We start from the raw sequence: 19,222 nt of genomic DNA, 5'->3' as shown, positions 1-19,222 counted from the left end.
GTGAGTCACCGACCGTCCGGCGACGCCGATCAGCGCAGCAGGCGACGCAACCCGTCCAGGGCGCCGTCGAGCAGCCGGATCGCGGTGCGCAGCTGGGTGTCGCTGAACTGTCGGGCGCGCATCAGCCGGCCCACCTCGGCGGTGAACGCGGCCAGCCGCTGGTCAAGTTCGTCGAACAGCTCGGCCTGCGGCCCGGCGGTCGACGCCGGCCTGGGCGGCGGTGCGGGCGCCTCCCACCGGGCCCGCCGGGTCTGCCGGGTGGCCTCGCTCAACTCCCGCTTGAGGTCGCGGGCCGATCCGCGTACCTCGCTGCGGATCTCGCCGGCCAGGCTGGAGAGGTCCGCCACGGAGGCCGCGATGTCCGTTTCCAACGCTGTCAACTCACCGGCCCGCTGGCGCAGCTCCGCCCGGCCAGCGTCGGTGATGTCGTACGTCTTGCGGCCGCCGGCCGCCGTGTGGCTGACCAGACCCTCGACCTCCAGCCGTTGCAGGCGGGGGTAGATGGTGCCGGCGCTGGGCGCGTACAGACCGAGGAAGCGGTCCTCCAGCAGGCGGATCAGCTCGTAGCCGTGCTTCGGGCCGTCGTCGAGGAGCTTGAGCAGGTAGAGCCGGAGCCGCCCGTGGCTGAACACGGCGGTCACGGCAGCTCCTCTCCATCGTCGTCGACGGCTCGGGCGAGCAGGGCGATGCTCCCCGAGGTCGCGGAAGCCCAGAGCTTACCGTCGCCGGCGCCGAGCACCCCCTCGCTGCTGGGCAGCGGGAACGTCGAGCTGCGCAGCTGCGGAAAGCCGCTGGTGATCCGGCCGGAGGCGGTGTTCAACTGGACGGCGAGGTCGCTGTCCGCGCGGACCCGGACGGTGATGCTGCCCGAGATGGTGGTCAACCGGATCTCGCTGCCCCGGGGGTTGTCCAGATCGCAGGTGATGGCGCCGGAGACGGTCTGGGCCCGCACCCGGTCGGCGGCGCTGTCAGCGAGGATCACCTCCCCGGAGATCGTCTCCACCGTGAGATCACCGCGGACACCGAGCGCCTCCACCGGGCCCGAGGTGAGCTTCGCCGAGGTGCTGCCGCGCAACCCCATCAGGGTGATCTGGCCGGCGACGACGTGGGCGGTGGTCTGCCGACGCAGGCCGGAGGCGACCAGCGAGCCCGCGACCAGGCCCAGATCGGCGAGGACGTCGGCGGGCACGGCGATGGAGACGTCCACCCGGGGATAGCGGTGGATCATCCGGAACCAGCGCAGGACGTCGGGCCAGCCCCGACCACGCTCCTGGCGGACGCTGAGCCGACCGTCGGTGTGGTCGATCAGGACCGGCCGACGGCCGACCTGGGTCACGTCGATCCGGGTCGGCCCGTCGGTGGCGACCACGTTGAGCCGCCCACTGATCAGTCGAACGTCCAGCCGGACGACCGGAGCGTCCACTGTGAGCCGTTGCGGGCTCTCGACCGTCCAACCGGCCATGGCGTCCCCCTCTCGACGACGTGCGGAGGGCACGCCGAACAGAAGAAGACTGTAACGCGATACATCGCGACATCACAAGACTGTCGCGACTCTCGCGCCGCCGGGGCGGTAGTGCGGGCGTACCTCCCCTAGGCGGCCAGGTCCAGGTCGCTGCCCGTGGCGGGCGGTGGCACGGAAACGGCCGGGGTCGCCGTCGGGACCGGCCGCAGCCGGGGCCGCGCCACGGCACCCGCCGTGGGCACCAGGTGTACGGCCGACTCGGCGGCCCGGGCCAGCAACCGCCGGTCGGCGTCACGGGCCGGGTGCAGCGCGGCGGCGATCGTCACCGAGACCACCAGCTCCCGCGCCGCCACCACCCGTGCCACCGAGCGCAGCAGGGTGTCGGCGCCGAGGAAGGCGGCTGCCGTGGTGGTCGCCCCGGTGGCCGCACAGCGGTAGGTGAGCCGCAGCGGGACCACCGGGCTGCCCGTGTCGATGGCCGCCTGGAACGTCGCGGGCCGGAACCCACCGCCGGGGCGGCAGTCGGTGGCATCGTTCCCGGCACACCACGTCGTACCCTCCGGGAAGACCGCCACCGACCGCCCTGCGCGCAGCGCGTCGGCGACCCGGGCGACGGTCCTCGGCAGCGCCAACGGCCGGGCGCGGTCCACGAAGACCGTGCCCGCCGCCGCGGCCAGCAGACCAACCACCGGCCAGGAGCGGATCTCCCGTTTCGCCACCATCCGGGTGGGCGCGACCGCCAGCACTGCCAGGATGTCCAGCCAGGAGGCATGGTTCGCGACCAGCAGCGCGCGCCGCCGGGGCAACCGACCCCGGACCACGAGGCGGACGCCGAACGCGCGCACAGTGGTCCGCGCCCAGCCACTGACCAGCGCCTGCCGTTCCGAAGTGGGGAGCACCGGCAGCAGCGCCACCACCGGAATCCCGGCCAGCAGCATGCCGAGCACGGCGACCAGCCGGAGCACCCGGCGGGCCAGCGGCACCGTGGGCACCTCGCCGGCCGCTGGCAGGCAGTCGTCGTCGCAGCCCGAGGAGGGCCGCCACAGGTCGAGCGGCACGGCGCTCACCGCTGCTCACCGCCGAGGAAGTGCCGCAGGTAGCGCGGGTTCATCCGGTCCAGGGAGAAGAGGACGTAGAAGTCCGCGCACCCGAAGTCGCTGTCGTAGGACGGCTCGCCGCAGATCCACGCGCCGAGTCGGAGGTAGCCACGCAGCAGCGGCGGAACCGCCACCCGCCCGGCCGGGGCACCGGCGACCGGGCTGGCGGCAGCCGCCTCGGCGAACCAGGGCCGCAACGGGCGGACCCGCAGCGGCGGCGGCGACAGGTGCCGGGCCCGGGCCTGGGTCCACACCTCGGCCACCGTCCGCCCGCCGTCAGCCACCGGCACCGACGCGCAGCCGCCGAGCCAGTGGGAGCCGCGTAGGTGCAGGTACCGGATGATGCCGGCCCACATCAGGTTGATCACCGCGCCGGAGCGGTGGTCCGGGTGCACGCAGGACCGGCCCGCCTCGACCAGGTCGTCGCGGAGCGGGTCGAGCGGCCTCAGGTCGAACTCGTCCTCGGCGTAGCGCCGGCTGGTGCGCCCCGGCGGTAACAGCCGGTACGTGCCGACCACCTCGCCGGTGCTGTCCTCGCGGACGATCAGGTGGTCGCAGTACGCGTCGAAGGGGTCCACGTCCAACCCGGCCTCGCCGGGAAGGAGGGTGGCGCCGAGCTCGGTGGCGAACACCTCGTGGCGCAGGCGTTGCGCGGCCGCGACCTGGGTGGGGTCGTCGGCGATCAGCAGGGTGTATCCGCTGGTCTTCAGGGGTGCGCCAGCGGCATGCAGAACGGCCATGGGATCTGTGTAAGGGCCCGGGTTGCCATTCACGGGGACCACTGGTGTCGGCAGGATGAACGCCGGCCGGCAGATGGCTCTCACCGCGATCGTGCGAGGCTGCGGTACGGCCCGGCGACGACGCCGGCACGTTCCACCGGAGGCCGACAATGCGCATCGAAACCCGCTACAACGGGCCCGCCGGTTCCGGCAACGGCGGCTGGAGCGCGGGGATCTTCGCCGCCGAGGCGGGCGGCGGCGGGCCGGTCGAGGTGACGCTGCGCCGGCCACCACCGCTGGAGACCGAGCTGACCCTTGTCGACGGCGAGGTTCGGGACCCGGCCGGCGAGCTGGTGGCCGAGGTACGCCCGGCCGGGGTGATCGACGCCGTCGTACCCCCTGTCGACCTGGAGACGGCGGTCGCCGCCGCGGCCCGATACCCCGGCCTGGTCGAGCATCCGTTCCCCACCTGTTACGTCTGCGGGCCGCAGCGGGCCGACGGGCTGCGGATCTTCCCCGGCCGACTGCCGGACGGGCGGACCGCCGCCCCGTTCCGCGCGCCCGCACAGGTCAGCGCGGCAACGGTCTGGGCTGCGCTGGACTGTCCCGGTGGTTGGGCGGTGCTCGCGCCGGGCCGTCCGTACCTGCTGGGCCGGATCGCCGCCGTGGTCGCGGCGCTGCCCGGGCCGGGCGACGAGTGTGTGGTGACCGGGGCGTTGCTGCGCGTCGATGGGCGCAAGGCGCTCGTGCACACCAGCCTGTACGGCCCGGACGGGTCGTTGCTCGGCGCGGCGCGGGCAACCTGGATCGCCCGCTGAACCCGGGCGTAGTCCGCAGGGATGAGTCGCCTCCGCCCCGCGACGGAGGCAGACGTACCGACCGCGCCTGATTGACCTTGCAGCCACGGGCCGTCACGCTGTGCCACGGCGTACCTCTACGCCACACACGGGAGGAGAACGATGACTGACGGGCAGCGAAGCCCCACCAGCGACGGTCAGATCGTGGTGTCCGGTCTGACGAAGCAGTACAAGAACGTCCGGGCGGTGAACAACCTGTCCTTCACTGTGGCGCCGGGACGGGTGACCGGCTTCCTCGGCCCGAACGGCGCAGGCAAGACCACCACGCTGCGCATGCTGCTGAACCTGGTCACGCCGACCGCCGGCACGGCCACCATCAGCGGCCAGCGGTACACCGACCTCGCCACCCCGCTGCGGCAGGTCGGGGCGGTGCTGGAGGCTTCCAGCGCGCACAAGGGCCGCACCGGCATCAACCACCTGCGGGTCATCTGCGCCGCGGCCGGGCTGCCCAAGCAGCGGGCCGACGAGGCGTTGGCCCTGGTCGGGCTGACCCCGGCGGCGAAGCGCAAGTTCAAGGGTTACTCGCTGGGCATGAAGCAGCGGCTCGGCATCGCCGCCGCGATGCTCGGTGACCCCCGCGTGCTGATCCTCGACGAGCCGGCCAACGGGCTGGACCCGGAGGGCATCCGGTGGATGCGTGGGTTCCTCAAGAATCTCGCCCACGAGGGTCGTACGGTGCTGGTCTCCAGCCACCTGCTGTCGGAGATGCAGTTGCTCGCCGACGACGTGGTGATCATCGCGGCTGGGCAGTTGGTCCGGCAGGGTCCGGTCGACCAGGTGCTCGGGTCGATGGCCCAGGGCGCCCGCGTCCGGGTCCGCACCCCGCAGGCCGAGGTGTTGACCGCCGCCCTGAAGGCGCAGTCGGCGACCGTCGAGACCGACGAGCAGGGTGTGCTGCTGGTCGGCGGGGTGGACGCCCCGACGATCGGCCGATCCGCTCTCGCGGCCGGGGTCGAGCTGCACGAACTGACCACCGAACGGCCCGATCTGGAACGGGTCTTCCTGGAGCTGACGGCCGGAAAGGCGGGCATCCGATGAACCTGGTCCGATCCGAGCTACTCAAGATCCGTACCACCAGCACCTGGTGGTGGCTGGCTATCGGCGCGTTGCTCTCGATCGCCCTGGCGTTCGCGGTCAACGCGTGGTTGGCCGTCACGGCGCTCGGCGGTGACGCCGAGAACATCGGTGTCAGCCCCGAGCAGGCGACCGCGCCGGCGCAGGCGGCGAACCTCTACACGTCGGGCCAGTACCTCGGGCTGATGTTCGTGATGCTCATCGGCATCCTGATGGTCACCAACGAGTTCTTCCACCAGACCGCGACCACGACGTTCCTGACGACCCCCCGGCGAACGTCGGTCATCGTCAGCAAGCTCGTCGCCGCCAGCCTGCTCGGCTTCATGTTCTGGCTGGCCACCACGCTGATCGACCTGGCCGCCGGCGCGATCTTCCTGTCCGCGAACGACTACGGCACTCAGCTCGGTGAGTGGCCGGTGCAGCGGGCGCTGCTGTTCAACCTGCTGGCCTACGCCATCTGGACGATCCTCGGGGTGGGCATCGGCACGCTGATCACCAACCAGCTCGGAGCGGTGATCACGGCGGCGGTGCTCTACCTGATCGGCACCCAGGTGGTGGGTCTGCTCTTCCTGCTCCTGTCGAACCTCCTCGACAGCGAGGCGGTGCTCAAGTGGCAGGTGGTCTGGCCCGCTGTGGCATCCCAGGTCATGATCACGGAGGGCACCTCGGAGTTCACCCCGTCCTGGTGGGTCGGGGCCCTGGTGCTGATCGGCTACGCGCTGGTCAGCGGAGTCGTCGGAATCCTGCTCACCCGACGGCGCGACATCGCCTGACGGCGTCTGCGACCCCGGGGCGGCAACGAGCTGGCCGTTCCGGGGTCGGGCGGCCGCTCGGCGTCCGGCCCCTGCTGTTACCAGTTCGACACGGTGTGCGCAGGCGTTGCTGAACTTCTGGCATCTTCTGTGAAACCGGCCACGGGACCGAGGCGGAAATGCCTGCGGGATCGGTACGGCGTAGCCTGGGAGACGTCCAGTCCGTGCTCCTAATCGGGCGCGACGGACCCACCGCGTGCCACACAAACCCGCGTGAAAGAGGCGATTACCGGCCGTGTCGACCCAGCAGACTTCGCAGGAGAACCCACTGGCGGGTTTCGGCCCGAATGAGTGGATCGTCGAGGAGATGTACCAGCGTTACCTCGCCGACCCATCGAGCGTTGATTCGGCCTGGCACGACTTCTTCGCCGACTACCGACCGGCACCGGGAGCGGGCACCCCGCGCGGCGCCGAGTCGTCGGACAAGCCGGCCGCCGCCCCGGAGCCGGACGGTCAGCCGGAGGCAGCCGCCACCGTCACCCAGCCGAGCGCCCCGGCCAAGCCGGCGACCGCGAGCAAGTCGGCCGCCGCCCAGACGGCGCCGGCCAAGCCCGCCGCCCCGGCCACGCCGAAGGCCGCGCCGGAGAAGACGCCGGAGAAGACGCCGGAGAAGGCCGCTGCGGCCAAGCCGGCCGCCAAGGCCGCCGCGCCGACCGCCGACGGCCCGCAGACCACGCCGTTGCGGGGCGTCGCCGCGAAGATCGTCCAGAACATGGACGCCTCGCTGAGCGTGCCCACCGCGACCAGCGTTCGCGCGGTCCCGGCGAAGCTGCTGGTGGACAACCGCATCGTGATCAACAACCACCTCGCCCGTGGGCGGGGCGGCAAGGTCAGCTTCACCCACCTGGTCGGCTACGCGATGGTGCGCGCGCTGGTCCAGCACCCCGAGATGAACAACTCCTTCGCCGAGGCCAACGGCAAGCCGGCGGTGCTCCGCCCGGCACACGTCAACCTCGGCATCGCGATCGACCTCGCCAAGCCGGACGGCAGCCGCAACCTGGTGGTCCCCTCCATCAAGGGCTGCGAGCAGATGGACTTCCGGCAGTTCTGGCAGGCGTACGAGGACGTGGTCCGACGGGCGCGGCGCAACGAGCTGACCATGGAGGACTACTCCGGCACCACCATCTCGCTGACCAACCCGGGCGGCATCGGCACCGTGCACTCGATGCCGCGGCTCATGCAGGGGCAGAGCGCGATCATCGGCGTCGGCGCGATGGAGTACCCGGCCCCCTACCAGGGGATGTCCGAGGCCACCCTCGCCGAGCTGGCGGTCAGCAAGATCATCACGCTGACCAGCACGTACGACCACCGGATCATCCAGGGCGCGCAGTCCGGCGAGTTCCTCAAGGTGATGCACGAGCTGATCCTGGGCGAGCACGGCTTCTACGACCAGATCTTCACCGCGCTGCGCATCCCGTACGAGCCGGTGCGCTGGATGCGCGATGTCGCTGTCAACTCCGAGGGTCAGATCAACAAGACCGCCCGGGTGCACGAGCTGATCCACGCCTACCGGGTGCGCGGTCACCTGATGGCCGACACCGACCCGCTGGAATTCACGATCCGCAAGCACCCCGACCTGGACGTCCTCCAGCACGGGCTCACCTTGTGGGACCTGGACCGCGAGTTCCCGGTCAACGGCTTCGCCGGCCGGCAGCGGATGAAGCTGCGCGAGATCCTCGGCGTGCTGCGCGACTCGTACTGCCGCCGCGTCGGCATCGAGTACATGCACATCCAGGACCCGGAGGAGCGTCGCTGGGTCCAGGAACGGATCGAGCGCAAGTACGAGAAGCCGTCCGCCGACGAGCAGAAGCACGTGCTCAACCGGCTCAACGCCGCCGAGGCGTTCGAGACCTTCCTGCAGACGAAGTACGTCGGCCAGAAGCGCTTCTCGCTGGAGGGCGGCGAGTCGCTGATCCCGCTGCTCGGCGAGGTGCTGGAATCCTCCGCCGAGAACGGGCTGGACGAGGTCGTCATCGGCATGGCCCACCGGGGTCGTCTCAACGTGCTGGCCAACATCGTCGGCAAGCCGTACGAGAAGATCTTCTCGGAGTTCGAGGGTCACCTGGACCCGCGCTCGACGCAGGGCTCCGGCGACGTGAAGTACCACCTGGGTCAGAACGGCAAGTTCACCACCCCGGACGGCGAGCACGCGGTCAAGGTGTCGGTGGTGGCCAACCCGTCGCACCTGGAGGCCGTCGACCCGGTGCTGGAGGGCATCGTCCGGGCCAAGCAGGACCGGATCGACCTCAAGCTGGAGGGCTACACCGTGCTGCCGCTGGCGGTGCACGGTGACGCCGCCTTCGCCGGGCAGGGCGTGGTCGCCGAGACGCTCAACCTGTCCCAGCTGCGCGGCTACCGCACCGGCGGCACCGTGCACGTCGTGGTGAACAACCAGGTCGGCTTCACCACCGCGCCGGAATACAGCCGGTCCAGCCTCTACAGCACCGACGTGGCCCGGATGATCCAGGCGCCGATCTTCCACGTCAACGGCGACGACCCGGAGGCAGTGGTCCGGGTGGCCCGGCTGGCATTCGAATACCGGCAGACGTTCAACAAGGACGTCGTGATCGACATGGTCTGCTACCGCCGGCGCGGGCACAACGAGGGCGACGACCCGTCGATGTCCAACCCACAGATGTACAAGATCATTGATTCGAAGCGCTCGGTCCGCAAGCTCTACACCGAGGAGCTCATCGGTCGCGGTGACATCACCGTGGAGGACGCGGAGGAGCTGCTGCGCGACTACCAGGCGCAGCTGGAGAAGGTCTTCAAGGCCACCCGGGACGCCGCCTCGGCACCGCGCCAGCTCAACCGGCCGCGCCGCGAGGAGGAGCCGGAGCCGCAGGTCGACACCGCCACCGACGCGTCAGTGGTCAAGGCCATCGGCGAGGCGCACATCAACCTGCCGGAGGGCTTCACCCCGCACAAGCGGATCCAGCAGCTGCTGGACCGGCGGGCCAAGATGTCCGTCGAGGGCAACATCGACTGGGGCTTCGGCGAGATCATCGCGCTCGGGGCGCTGCTGCACGACGGGGTCACCGTCCGGCTCGCCGGGCAGGACTCCCGCCGCGGCACGTTCGTGCAGCGGCACGCCTCGGTGGTCGACTCCCGCACCGGCGACGACTACCTGCCGCTGAAGTCGCTCACCGGCGATGGCGACCGCTCCCGGTTCTTCGTGCACGACTCGCTGCTCAGCGAGTACGCGGCGATGGGCTTCGAGTACGGCTACTCGGTGGAGAACATCAACGCCCTCGTCGCCTGGGAGGCCCAGTTCGGCGACTTCGTCAACGGCGCCCAGTCGGTGATCGACGAGTTCATCTCGTCCGGTGAGGTGAAGTGGGGCCAGCGCTCCGCCATCACCCTGCTGCTGCCGCACGGCCACGAGGGTCAGGGCCCGGACCACACCTCCGGCCGGCCCGAGCGGTTCCTGCAGATGTGCGCCGAGGACAACATGCGGGTGTCCATCCCGACGACCCCGGCGAACTACTTCCACCTGCTGCGCCGCCAGGCCCTGTCGCCCAAGCGCAAGCCGCTGGTGGTGTTCACGCCGAAGTCGCTGCTGCGGCACAAGCTCTGCGTCTCGCCGGTGGAGGACTTCACCACCGGCACCTTCCAGCCGGTGCTGCGCGACACGGCCGCCCCGGCACCGGAGGCGGTGAAGCGGGTGCTGCTCTGCTCCGGCAAGGTCTACTACGACCTGTTCCAGGCCCGGCAGGAGCGCGGCGTCACCGACACCGCGATCCTCCGGCTGGAGCAGCTGTACCCGCTGCCGGTGGAGGAGATCCGGGCCGCCCTCGCGCAGTTCCCGAACGCCGAGGACTTCGCCTGGGTGCAGGAGGAGCCGGCCAACCAGGGTGGCTGGTCGTTCGTCGCGCTCAACCTGCTGGAGCACCTCACGGACGTTCGGCTGCGGCGGATCTCCCGCCCGGCCGCCGCCGCTCCGGCGGTCGGCTCGGCCAAGACCCACGAGGTCGAGCAGAACGCGCTGATCGAGGCGGCTCTCCCCCGCCCGTGACCTGACCTGAGCACGGAAGCCGGGGTAGGGCCGTTTCACCACGGTCCTGCCCCGGCTCTCGTAGGTCCCGCCAGCCGGTTGACCATTCACCCACCACCCGCCCGGCCCGTGCCGGGCCGAGCACGAGGACGTACCCATGTACTTCACCGACCGTGGCATTGAGGAGCTGGTCGAGCGCCGGGGCGAGGAGCAGGTGACCCTGGAGTGGCTCGGCGAGCGGCTGCGCGACTTCGTGGACCTCAACCCCGACTTCGAAACTCCCATCGAACGCCTGGCCACCTACCTCGCCCGCCTGGAAGACCCCGACGACGAAGACGCCTGACCCCGTTCCGCACCCGGTGATCAAGAAACTTCGGTCACGATGGGGGCCGGGGCTGACGCAAACTTCTTGATCAACGGGCAGGGGGTGGGAACGTGGCTCGGAGTGTTTACCTGACCAGCGTGGGGTCCGGCGGGGGCAAGTCGACGATTGCCCTCGGGTTGGCGGAGTTGCTGTCCCGCCAGGTCGGGCGGATCGGCGTGTTCCGGCCGTTGGTGGCCGACACCGGCCAGGACCCGATCCTCGCCCTGCTGAGCGAGCGCTACCGCGTCGAGGTGCCGCTGTCCGAACTGGCCGGGGCGAGCTACGCCGAGGCTTCGGCACTGGTCGCCGACGGCCGACGGGAGCAGCTCATCTCCGCCATCGTCGAGCGCTACCGGGCGGTGGAGCGGCAGTGCCCGGCGGTGGTCGTGGTGGGCAGTGACTTCGACGAGCCGGGCGACCCGGCCCACCCCCGGGAGCTGGCCTTCAACGCCCGGCTGGCCACCGAGTTCGGCAGCGTGGTGGTGCCGGTCGTGGACGGCTTCGGGCAGGAGCCGGCGGCTGTCGCGTCGGCGATGCGGGGGGCGTACCACGATCTGGCTGACCTCGGCGCGACGGTGCTCGCGGTGATCGCCAACCGGGTCACCGAGCCGATGACGCTGCCCGAGCTGCCGGTCCCCGCGTACGCCATCCCCGAGGTGCCGAGCGTGTCCGCGCCGACGGTGGCCGAGGTGGCGACGGCCCTCGGCGCCACCCTGCTGGCCGGGGACGACGCCGCGCTCGGTCGCGACGTGCTGGACTTCGTGGTCGGCGCGGCACACGTGCCGACCCTGCTGGGCCACCTCACCGAGGGCGCCCTGGTGATCACCCCCGGGGACCGGGCCGACCTGCTCGTCGCCGCGAGCGCCGCGCACGTGGCCGGACAGGTGTCGGTGGCCGGACTGGTGCTCACCCTCGGCGAGCAGCCCGACCCCAGGGTCATGCGGCTGGTGGAGGGGCTCAACACCGGGTTGGCGGTGCTCTCCGTGCGTCTCGACAGCTACGACACGGTGGCCGCGTCCAGTCGCATCGAGGGCCGGCCCAGCGCGACCAATCCCCGCAAGGTGGAGGCCGCGCTCGGCGCGTTCGAGCGCTGTGTGGACACCGACGACCTGGCCCGTCGGCTGCGGGTCAGCCGGTCGACGCGGGTCACCCCACTGATGTTCGAGAACGAGCTGATCGACCGTGCCCGCTCGAAGCCCCGGCACCTGGTGCTGCCGGAGGGCACCGACGAGCGGGTCCTGCGCGCGGCGGAGATCCTGCTACGGCGTGGAGTCGCCGAGCTGACGGTGCTCGGCCGGCCGGACGACATCGCCCGACGCACCCGGGAGCTGGGTATCGACCTCGGCGACGTGCGGGTCGTCGACCCGGGGGCCAGCGAGTGGCGCGACGACTTCGCCGCCGAGTACGCCCGGCTGCGCGCCCACCGCGGCGTCACCGCCGAGTTGGCGCACGACATCGTCGCGCAGCCGAACTACTTCGGCACGCTCATGGTGGCCACCGGCCGAGCCGACGGCATGGTCTCCGGCGCCACCCACACCACCGCCGCGACCATCCGGCCGGCGTTCGAGATCATCCGTACGCTGCCGGACGTCTCGGTGGCCTCCAGCGTCTTCTTCATGCTGCTCGCCGACCGGGTGCTGGTCTACGGGGACTGCGCGGTCAACCGCGACCCGGACGAGGCCCAGCTCGCCGACATCGCGATCTCGTCGGCCGACACCGCCGCCCGGTTCGGCATCGAACCCCGGGTGGCCATGCTGTCGTACTCGACCGGCAGCTCCGGCGCGGGCGCCGACGTGGAGAAGGTCGCCGCGGCCACCGCGCTGGTCCGGCAGCGCCGGCCCGACCTGCTGGTCGAGGGGCCCATCCAGTACGACGCCGCGATCGACCCGGCGGTGGCGGCCACGAAGCTGCCCGACAGCCCCGTCGCGGGGCACGCCACGGTCTTCATCTTCCCGGACCTGAACACCGGCAACAACACGTACAAGGCCGTGCAGCGCTCGGCCGGGGCGGTCGCCGTCGGCCCGGTCATGCAGGGCCTGCGGCGGCCGGTGAACGACCTGTCGCGGGGTGCCACGGTTCCGGACATCGTCAACACCGTGGCGATCACCGCCATCCAGGCGGCCACCGAGGAGGCGTCGTGAGTCGGGTGCTGGTGCTCAACTGCGGGTCGTCGTCGGTGAAGTGGCGCCGCTACGACGGGGACCAGGCAGTCGACCACGGCACCGTCGAACGGATCGGCGAGCCAGGTGGCGGCCCGGCGGACCACGCCGAGGCGGTACGGCAGATCCTGGACGGGCTGGACCTGACCGGGCTGACGGCGGTCGGACACCGGGTGGTGCACGGTGGCCGGATGTTCAGCGCGCCGGTGCTTGTCGACGACGCGGTGCTGGCCGCGATCAAGAATCTGGTGCCGCTCGCCCCGCTGCACAACCCGGCCAACCTGGCCGGCATCGAGGTGGCCCGCGCGGCGCTGCCGGACGTCGGGCAGGTCGCCGTCTTCGACACCGCGTTCCACCACACCCTGCCGGAGGCCGCCGCGACGTACGCGATCGACCGGGACACCGCCGAGCGGTACGACATCCGCCGGTACGGCTTCCACGGCACCTCACACGCGTACGTGTCCCGGCGCACCGCCGAGCTGCTGGGCCGCCCGTACGAGCAGGTCAACACGATCACCCTGCACCTGGGCAACGGGGCCAGCGCCTGCGCGGTGGCGAACGGCCGCAGCGTCGCCACCTCGATGGGCATGTCCCCGTTGCAGGGGCTGGTGATGGGCACCCGCAGCGGCGACGTGGACCCGACCGTGATCTTCCATCTGCGCCGGGAGGGCGGGCTGTCGGTGGACGACATCGACGACCTGCTCAACCACCGCAGCGGCCTGCTCGGGCTGACCGGCGTCAACGACATGCGCGAGGTGCTGGAACGCCGGGCCGCCGGTGACCGGGCGGCGGCGTTGGCCTTCGACGTGTACTGCCGGCGCATCACCGAGTACGTCGGGGCGTACTACGCGCTACTCGGCCGGGTCGACGCGATCACCTTCACCGCCGGGGTCGGCGAGCACGCCGCGCCGGTGCGGGCCGCCGCGCTGGCCGGCCTGGGCCGGCTCGGCATCACTGTGGACGACGCGCGCAACGACGGCGAGGGCGACCGGTTCATCTCGCCCGACGGCGCCGAGGTGAGCGTCTGCGTCATCCGCACCGACGAGGAGCGGGAAATCGCCAGGCAGACCCGGGACGTGGTCGGGGCGGCCTGACACCACTGAGGCGCGCACCCCCGGGGGGCCCGAGGGTGCGCGCGAGTCGGTGAAGCCCATTCAGTGCCGGGGCCAACCAGGCAGCTCGGCCAGCCGGTCGCCAGCCAGGCGGTTCGGTCAGCCGGTCGCCAGCCAGGCGACGAGTGCCACCAGCACCACGACGACCACTGCCGCGCCGATGATGAGCGGCAGGCGGGACGGAGCCTCCGTCGGCGTCGCAGTCTCCGGCGTCTGGTTGAAGGCGCGGAACGCCTCGGTGTTGCCGCTGGGGTCCGTGTAGTTCTCAGGCATGTCGGTGACCCTAGCGAAGCTGGTCACGCCGCACCGTCCCCGGCCCGCTGCGTCCCAGGGGTGGACCCGGCCGGCGGAGGGGACCCGACCGGGTGGCAGGTGCACCCGAGCCGGACGGCGGGGACGCTACGCCCGCCCAGGCACCTACCGTGGAACGATGGGGGCGGGCCGGCTGATGGCCGTACTGGTGACAGCGCTGCTGACCGGTTGTGCGCCGGCCACCGCCGTGGCTGGCGGGGCCACCGGGCCGGCGTCGGCGCGTCGGGCGCCCGAGGGGTCGTACGCCGTCGGCGTGCATACGCTCACCCTCGATCCGCGCTCGGCGCGCCCTCTGCCGGTGACGATCTGGTACCCGGCGTCGACCGGTCAGGTGGCGGCCGGACGGTTCCCGGTGGTGATCTACAGCCACGGGCTGGGCAGCCGACCCGAGCTGCACGCCGGCCTGACCACCCGCTGGGCGGCGGCCGGTTTCGTGGTGGCCGCACCCGCGTATCCGCACACCCGACAGGGTGCCGCCCACTTCACCCGGGCCGACGTACGCCACCAGCCGGCCGACGCCTGGCGACTGATCCGGTATCTGGGCGACCTCGACCGGAGCCCTGTCGATCCCCTCGCCGGGCACCTCGACCTGACCTCGGTCGCCGCCGCCGGGCACTCGGCGGGCGGCTTCACCACCTCCGGCATGTTCAGCGAGGGCCACCCGGCCCGGCTACGCGCCGGGATCGTGATCGCCGGCGGTGGGCTGCCGGGCAGCTTCGCCGGACCGGCCGCGCCGGTGCTCTTCGTGCACGGCACTGCCGACCCGGTGGTGCCGGTGACGGTCGGCCGGGCCGCGTACGCGCGCACCCCCGGGCCGGCCGCGTTCCTCAGCCTGCTCGGCGGGGACCACGGCACGTACCTCGCGCCGGGCCACCCGGGCTTCGCCCCGGTCCTCGCCACCACCACCGACTTCCTGCGCTGGACCCTCTACGGCGACCGGGCCGCCGCTGCCCGCCTCCCCGCCGACGCCCACTCCCCCACAGTGACCCGTTACGAGTCCCGCCCGGCCCACTGACCCGACCGACACCGGTACGGTCGTCCGGTGGACGAGCTTGCGCGCCGGCAGTTGGCGAGCATCGCCGAGGTCATCGAGGTGACCGGGGCGGAAGGCATCCCGGTGTGGCTGCGCGGCGGCTGGGCGATGGACTTCCAGCTCGGCGTGGTGACCCGCCCGCACCTCGACGTCGACTGGTACTGCTGGCGCGACGACGCCGACCGGCTGGCCGGCCTGCTGCTGGCCCGGGGCTGGCTTCCCGACCCGAGGATGCCCGTGGAGTCGCAGCTCGACCTGTTCGCCGCCGACGTGGAGGTCAGCTTCGCGTACCTGGGTCGCGACGCCGCCGGCCGACCGACTGTGGGTGCCGGGTCCTGGACCGGCACCCCGCTGCCGGCCGGCATGCTGGACGCCCCACCCGGCCGGGTCGGCCCGCTCTGCGCGCCGACCATCTCGGTGGCGGCCCAGATCGAGTTCAAGCAGATGTACCCGGTCTGGATGCCGGAACGTCCCCGCCGCCCGAAGGACGCCGAGGATCTGGCTCGGCTGCGCTCCGGTGCGGGTCGAGTAGGTCCTCGTACACCCCGACCTTGAAGGTGATCAGGTCCAGGCTCTGGGTGAGCCTGTCGATCTGGGTGGTGACGCGACTGTGGTGCTCGCGCATCAGCGCGAGCCGTTCCTCCTCGTTGCCGGCGCCTTCCCGGACGAGGTCGGTGTACCGCCGGAGCGCGGGCAGGGGCATCCCGGAGGCGCGGAGGATGATGCAGACGGTCAGCCAGTCCACGTCGTCCTGGCTGTAGCTGCGACGCCCGGCAGGGCCACGCCGCACCGGGCCGACGAAGAGGCCCTCCTGCTCGTAGAAGCGGAGGGTGTGCACGCTCAAGCCGGTGCGTTCGGCGACCTGCCCGATGCTCAGACCCGCGGTGATCTCGGCCATGCCGAGCAGGGTAACGAGGAGTTGACCTAGAGCTGACTCTAGCTCCTAGGGTGCGCGGTGATCGCTAGCACATCAGCCAAGGAGCATCGACATGCGTTATCGCACCCTCGGCGGCACCGGCATCCAGGTGAGCACCCACTGCCTCGGGACCATGATGTTCGGCGCCGTCGGCAACCCCGACCACGACGACTGCGCCCGCATCATCCACACCGCCCTCGACCAGGGCATCAACATCATCGACACCGCCGACATGTACGGCCGGGGCGAGTCCGAAGAGATCGTGGGCAAGGCGCTGCGGGGCCGCCGGGACGACGTCGTGCTCGCCACCAAGGTGCATTTTCCGATGGGCGAGGGACCCAACCAGGGCGGCAACTCGCGGCGGTGGATCCTCAAAGCGGTGGAGGGGAGCCTCCGGCGGTTGAACACCGACTGGATCGACCTCTACCAGATCCACCGTCCCGACCCCTCGACCGACATCGAGGAGACGCTCTCGGTGCTCAGCGACCTCGTCCGCGACGGGAAGATCCGCGCCTTCGGCTGCTCGACCTTCCCGGCCGAGGAGATCGTCGAGGCGCACCAGGTGTCCGAGCGTCGTGGCCTGGGACGCCTGCGCACCGAGCAGCCGCCGTACTCGATCCTGGCCCGCGGCGTCGAAGCGTCGACCCTCCCCGTCTGCCAGCGCTACGGCATGGGGGTGCTGGTCTGGAGCCCGCTCGCCTTCGGGTTCCTCAGCGGCAGGTACCGCAGGGACCAGCCCATCGACCTGTCGACCGGGCGGGCCGTGCTCCGGCCGGCGCAGTTCGACCCCACGATCGCCGAGAACGCCGCCAAGCTCGACATCGTGGAACAGCTCGTCGACCTCGCGGCGAGCATCGGCTGCACGCTCCCGCAGCTCGCCATCGCCTTCACGGTGGCCCATCCGGCCGTCAGCTCGGCGATCATCGGACCGCGGACCATGCCGCACCTGGAGGACCTGCTCAAGGGCGCCACGCTCACCCTGGACGACGCGACCCTCGACCGGATCGACGAGATCGTTCCGCCCGGAACGAACCGGTACGACCCCAACGCCGCCTTCCCTTCGCGCGCGCTGACCGACACCGCACGACGGCGACGTCCGCTCACCGAACGTGCTGCGGCCTGACTGAGCCTGATGCCGGGACGCAGCGGCCGGTGACCGGGTGGGCACAGCGCGACGAAGCCAGCCGGGCGGGTCCACCGGGCAGGGCACAATCAGATTCATGCCGCGTCGCGTCACCCCCACAATGCTGATCACCGCCCTGCTTCTGGCCGCTCTCGTCGGGTGCTCCACGGACGCCCCGGTTCGGCGGGCGCCGGCCGCGCCGGAGCCCACCGCCCCGGCGACGCCACAGGTCCCGGCCGGGCACGCGCCGGAAAATCCCTACCCCGTCGGCGTACGCGACCTGAAGCTGAACCGCGACGGCCGGGCGCTGCCGGTGCGGATCTGGTACCCGGCGCTCGGCGAGAACGGCCCCGTCACGCCGGGGTTGCTGGGGGCGCACGGCCGGTTCCCGGTGGTGATGTTCAGTCACGGCCTGGGTGGCCGGCCGGACGACTACGCCACGCTACTGACCCGCTGGGCGGCGGCGGGTTTCGTGGTGGCCGCGCCGACGTTCCCGCACACCTCGCGGGGCGCGGACAACAACGTCCTCGACGTGCTCAACCAACCCGCCGACGTGTCGTACGCGTTGGACCAGGTGCTCGCGCTGGACGGCAGGGCCGGCGACCAGTTGCAGGGCCGGCTGGACGCTGAGCGGGTGGCCGCGGCCGGGCACTCGGCGGGCGGCGTGACCACCATCGGCCTGTTCACCGCGAGCCGGGACAAGCGGCTGGACGCGGGTGTGGTGTTCGCGGGCACGGCGCTCGGCGTGGGCACCGCGTTCGCCGGTGCCGCCGCACCGCAACTGTTCGTGCACGGCGAGTTGGACGAGGTGGTCGAGTACGCGGCGGGCAGGGCCGCGTACGACAAGGTGCCCTGGCCGAAGGCGATGCTGAGCCTGCCGAAGGGCGACCATGGGCGGACGATGCTCAAGGACAAGGCCGCGCTGCGGGTGGTGTCGGACACGTCGATCGAGTTCCTGCGCTGGTCGCTCTATGGAGACGCGGATGCCAAGAAGCGCATCTCCACCGACGCCACGCGCGGCGACATCGCCACCTTCGACGACCATCTCTGAGGCCCGCCGGTCAGCCAACCGAAGATCCGCGCACCATCAGGGATGTTGCTGCCCCGGCACGCCGGGAGGCAGCAGTTTCCCCGATGATGCGCGGATCTTGACGCGCACGCCCGAGGACCGGGCGTCAGGCGGTGTGGTCGATGACGACCTTGCCGAAGGCGTCGCCGGAGTGCAGTCGGGCGAAGGCGTCCTCGACCCGGCTGAACGGGATGACGCTGTCCACCACCGGGCGCACCTCGTTGTCGGAGCAGAACGCCAGCAACTCGTACAGCTCGCCGGGCGTGCCCATCGAGGTGCCCAGGATCTCCAGCTGCATGGCGAAGACCCGGCGCAGGTTGACCGACGGTTCGTGCCCGGCTGTCGCGCCGGAGACCACGATCCGGGCCATCGGCGCGGCCGACTTCAGCGAATGGTCGAAGGTGGCCGCGCCGACCGTCTCGATCACCACGTCGACACGCTCCGGCAGCCGGGCACCCGGCTCGAAGGCGGTGGCGCCGAGGGCCGAGATCCGGTCCCGCTTCACGGCGTCGCGGCTGGTCGCGTACACCCGCTTGCCCATCGCGACGGCGAGTGCGACGGCCGCGGTGGCCACGCCGCCTCCCGCGCCCTGGACCAGCACGCTGTCGGCGTCCGCGACGCGTCCCTTGGTGGTCAGCATCCGCCACGCGGTCAGCCAGGCCGTGGGCAGGCACGCCGCGTCGGTCGCCGCCATGCCGTCGGGCAGCGGGATCAGATTCGACCGGGGTACGACCACCCGCTCGGCGAGCGTCCCGGCGAAGTGCTCGGAGAGGATGGAAACCCCGCGCGGGTCACCCGGCGTGACGACCACCGGGTACACGACCACCGGGCGTCCCTCCGGGTCCAGCCCGACCGCGTCGCAGCCGAGGATCATCGGCAGCTGGGCCTCGGTGAGACCGACCCCGCGCAGCGACCAGAGGTCGTGGTGGTTGAGCGAGGTGGCCCGCAACTGCACGGTCACCCAGTCGTCGGCCGGCGGGGTCGGCTCGGGCCGCTCGCCGACGGTGAGCGCGGCGAGCGGGTCGGCGTCGTCGAAACGGGAGGCAAAGGCAGCACGCATGATCGGCACGGTAACAAGCTGAGCGCTCGTTAAGAAGCCGTGCGCGTAGGCCAGCGGCG

General features: G+C 71.6%; 18 protein-coding genes. 11 read left to right on the top strand and 7 right to left on the bottom strand.

Annotated features, from left to right (window positions below; genetic code table 11):
- Positions 1 to 29 precede the first annotated feature (29 nt).
- From ACGF3C_RS09455 to ACGF3C_RS09440, 4 genes are all read right to left on the bottom strand, one after another.
- Positions 30 to 641: a PadR family transcriptional regulator gene (locus ACGF3C_RS09455; protein ID WP_357205138.1), complete on the bottom strand. Its 612-nt coding sequence runs from the start codon at positions 639 to 641 to the stop codon at positions 30 to 32.
- The gene (locus tag ACGF3C_RS09450) at positions 638 to 1,462 is read right to left on the bottom strand and encodes a DUF4097 domain-containing protein (RefSeq protein WP_393220326.1); all 825 of its coding nucleotides are present in this window, start codon (positions 1,460 to 1,462) and stop codon (positions 638 to 640) included. The genes ACGF3C_RS09455 and ACGF3C_RS09450 overlap by 4 nt, the downstream gene beginning before the upstream one ends.
- Positions 1,463 to 1,590: 128 nt before the next feature.
- The gene (locus tag ACGF3C_RS09445; RefSeq protein ID WP_357228710.1) at positions 1,591 to 2,529 is read right to left on the bottom strand and encodes a lysophospholipid acyltransferase family protein; all 939 of its coding nucleotides are present in this window, start codon (positions 2,527 to 2,529) and stop codon (positions 1,591 to 1,593) included.
- Positions 2,526 to 3,299 carry a GNAT family N-acyltransferase gene (locus ACGF3C_RS09440; protein WP_357228713.1) on the bottom strand — a complete coding sequence of 258 codons (774 nt, stop codon included), beginning with the start codon at positions 3,297 to 3,299 and terminating at the stop codon, positions 2,526 to 2,528. The genes ACGF3C_RS09445 and ACGF3C_RS09440 overlap by 4 nt, the downstream gene beginning before the upstream one ends.
- Positions 3,300 to 3,448: 149 nt before the next feature.
- On the opposite strand from ACGF3C_RS09440, the gene ACGF3C_RS09435 reads away from it, so the two are divergent.
- The 7 genes from ACGF3C_RS09435 (at position 3,449) to ACGF3C_RS09405 (ending at position 13,632) form a co-directional block, all read left to right on the top strand.
- Positions 3,449 to 4,096, top strand: a complete 648-nt coding sequence (locus ACGF3C_RS09435) for a hypothetical protein (protein ID WP_393220323.1) — start codon at positions 3,449 to 3,451, stop codon at positions 4,094 to 4,096.
- A gap of 141 nt (positions 4,097 to 4,237) precedes the next feature.
- Positions 4,238 to 5,173 carry an ABC transporter ATP-binding protein gene (locus ACGF3C_RS09430; protein ID WP_355494508.1) on the top strand — a complete coding sequence of 312 codons (936 nt, stop codon included), beginning with the start codon at positions 4,238 to 4,240 and terminating at the stop codon, positions 5,171 to 5,173.
- A complete protein-coding gene (locus ACGF3C_RS09425; RefSeq protein WP_393220319.1) occupies positions 5,170 to 5,982 on the top strand; it encodes an ABC transporter permease in 813 nt (270 codons plus the stop codon). Before ACGF3C_RS09430 ends, ACGF3C_RS09425 begins: the two co-directional genes overlap by 4 nt.
- Positions 5,983 to 6,256: 274 nt before the next feature.
- Positions 6,257 to 10,036 carry a multifunctional oxoglutarate decarboxylase/oxoglutarate dehydrogenase thiamine pyrophosphate-binding subunit/dihydrolipoyllysine-residue succinyltransferase subunit gene (locus tag ACGF3C_RS09420; protein ID WP_393220316.1) on the top strand — a complete coding sequence of 1,260 codons (3,780 nt, stop codon included), beginning with the start codon at positions 6,257 to 6,259 and terminating at the stop codon, positions 10,034 to 10,036.
- Between the two features lie 136 nt (positions 10,037 to 10,172).
- The gene (locus tag ACGF3C_RS09415; protein WP_355008138.1) at positions 10,173 to 10,358 is read left to right on the top strand and encodes a DUF6104 family protein; all 186 of its coding nucleotides are present in this window, start codon (positions 10,173 to 10,175) and stop codon (positions 10,356 to 10,358) included.
- A gap of 92 nt (positions 10,359 to 10,450) precedes the next feature.
- Complete coding sequence (pta, locus tag ACGF3C_RS09410) at positions 10,451 to 12,520, top strand: phosphate acetyltransferase (RefSeq protein ID WP_393220312.1); 2,070 nt, start codon at positions 10,451 to 10,453, stop codon at positions 12,518 to 12,520.
- Complete coding sequence (locus ACGF3C_RS09405; RefSeq protein ID WP_393220309.1) at positions 12,517 to 13,632, top strand: acetate/propionate family kinase; 1,116 nt, start codon at positions 12,517 to 12,519, stop codon at positions 13,630 to 13,632. Before pta ends, ACGF3C_RS09405 begins: the two co-directional genes overlap by 4 nt.
- Positions 13,633 to 13,749: 117 nt before the next feature.
- Here the strand turns inward: ACGF3C_RS09405 and ACGF3C_RS09400 are convergent, their stop codons facing one another.
- Positions 13,750 to 13,923, bottom strand: a complete 174-nt coding sequence (locus tag ACGF3C_RS09400; protein WP_355008141.1) for a hypothetical protein — start codon at positions 13,921 to 13,923, stop codon at positions 13,750 to 13,752.
- Positions 13,924 to 14,080: 157 nt separating this feature from the next.
- Here ACGF3C_RS09400 and ACGF3C_RS09395 point away from each other — a divergent pair, with 157 nt between their 5' ends.
- Both ACGF3C_RS09395 and ACGF3C_RS09390 read left to right on the top strand, forming a co-directional pair.
- Positions 14,081 to 14,977, top strand: a complete 897-nt coding sequence (locus tag ACGF3C_RS09395; RefSeq protein WP_357224949.1) for an alpha/beta hydrolase — start codon at positions 14,081 to 14,083, stop codon at positions 14,975 to 14,977.
- A 27-nt stretch (positions 14,978 to 15,004) separates the two neighbouring features.
- The gene (locus ACGF3C_RS09390) at positions 15,005 to 15,550 is read left to right on the top strand and encodes a nucleotidyltransferase domain-containing protein (RefSeq protein WP_357224945.1); all 546 of its coding nucleotides are present in this window, start codon (positions 15,005 to 15,007) and stop codon (positions 15,548 to 15,550) included.
- Here the strand turns inward: ACGF3C_RS09390 and ACGF3C_RS09385 are convergent.
- A complete protein-coding gene (locus ACGF3C_RS09385) occupies positions 15,432 to 15,893 on the bottom strand; it encodes a MerR family transcriptional regulator (RefSeq protein WP_393220304.1) in 462 nt (153 codons plus the stop codon). The genes ACGF3C_RS09390 and ACGF3C_RS09385 overlap by 119 nt on opposite strands.
- Before the next feature lie 91 nt (positions 15,894 to 15,984).
- Here ACGF3C_RS09385 and ACGF3C_RS09380 point away from each other — a divergent pair, with 91 nt between their 5' ends.
- Together ACGF3C_RS09380 and ACGF3C_RS09375 are read left to right on the top strand one after the other, a co-directional pair.
- The gene (locus ACGF3C_RS09380) at positions 15,985 to 17,034 is read left to right on the top strand and encodes an aldo/keto reductase (protein ID WP_357224937.1); all 1,050 of its coding nucleotides are present in this window, start codon (positions 15,985 to 15,987) and stop codon (positions 17,032 to 17,034) included.
- A 97-nt stretch (positions 17,035 to 17,131) separates the two neighbouring features.
- Positions 17,132 to 18,085 (top strand): chlorophyllase, encoded by a 954-nt coding sequence (locus ACGF3C_RS09375; RefSeq protein WP_357224931.1) that lies wholly within the window; start codon positions 17,132 to 17,134, stop codon positions 18,083 to 18,085.
- A gap of 124 nt (positions 18,086 to 18,209) precedes the next feature.
- Here ACGF3C_RS09375 and ACGF3C_RS09370 read toward each other — a convergent pair whose 3' ends face one another.
- Positions 18,210 to 19,172, bottom strand: a complete 963-nt coding sequence (locus ACGF3C_RS09370) for a zinc-binding dehydrogenase (protein WP_355008145.1) — start codon at positions 19,170 to 19,172, stop codon at positions 18,210 to 18,212.
- Between the last annotated feature and the right edge of the window lie 50 nt (positions 19,173 to 19,222).

It is taken from the genome of Micromonospora sp. NPDC047762 (assembly GCF_043204655.1).
Taxonomy (GTDB): Bacteria; Actinomycetota; Actinomycetes; order Mycobacteriales; family Micromonosporaceae; genus Micromonospora.
The sequence above is the reverse complement of the archived record's forward strand: the minus strand, read 5'-3'. Positions and strand labels throughout refer to the sequence as shown.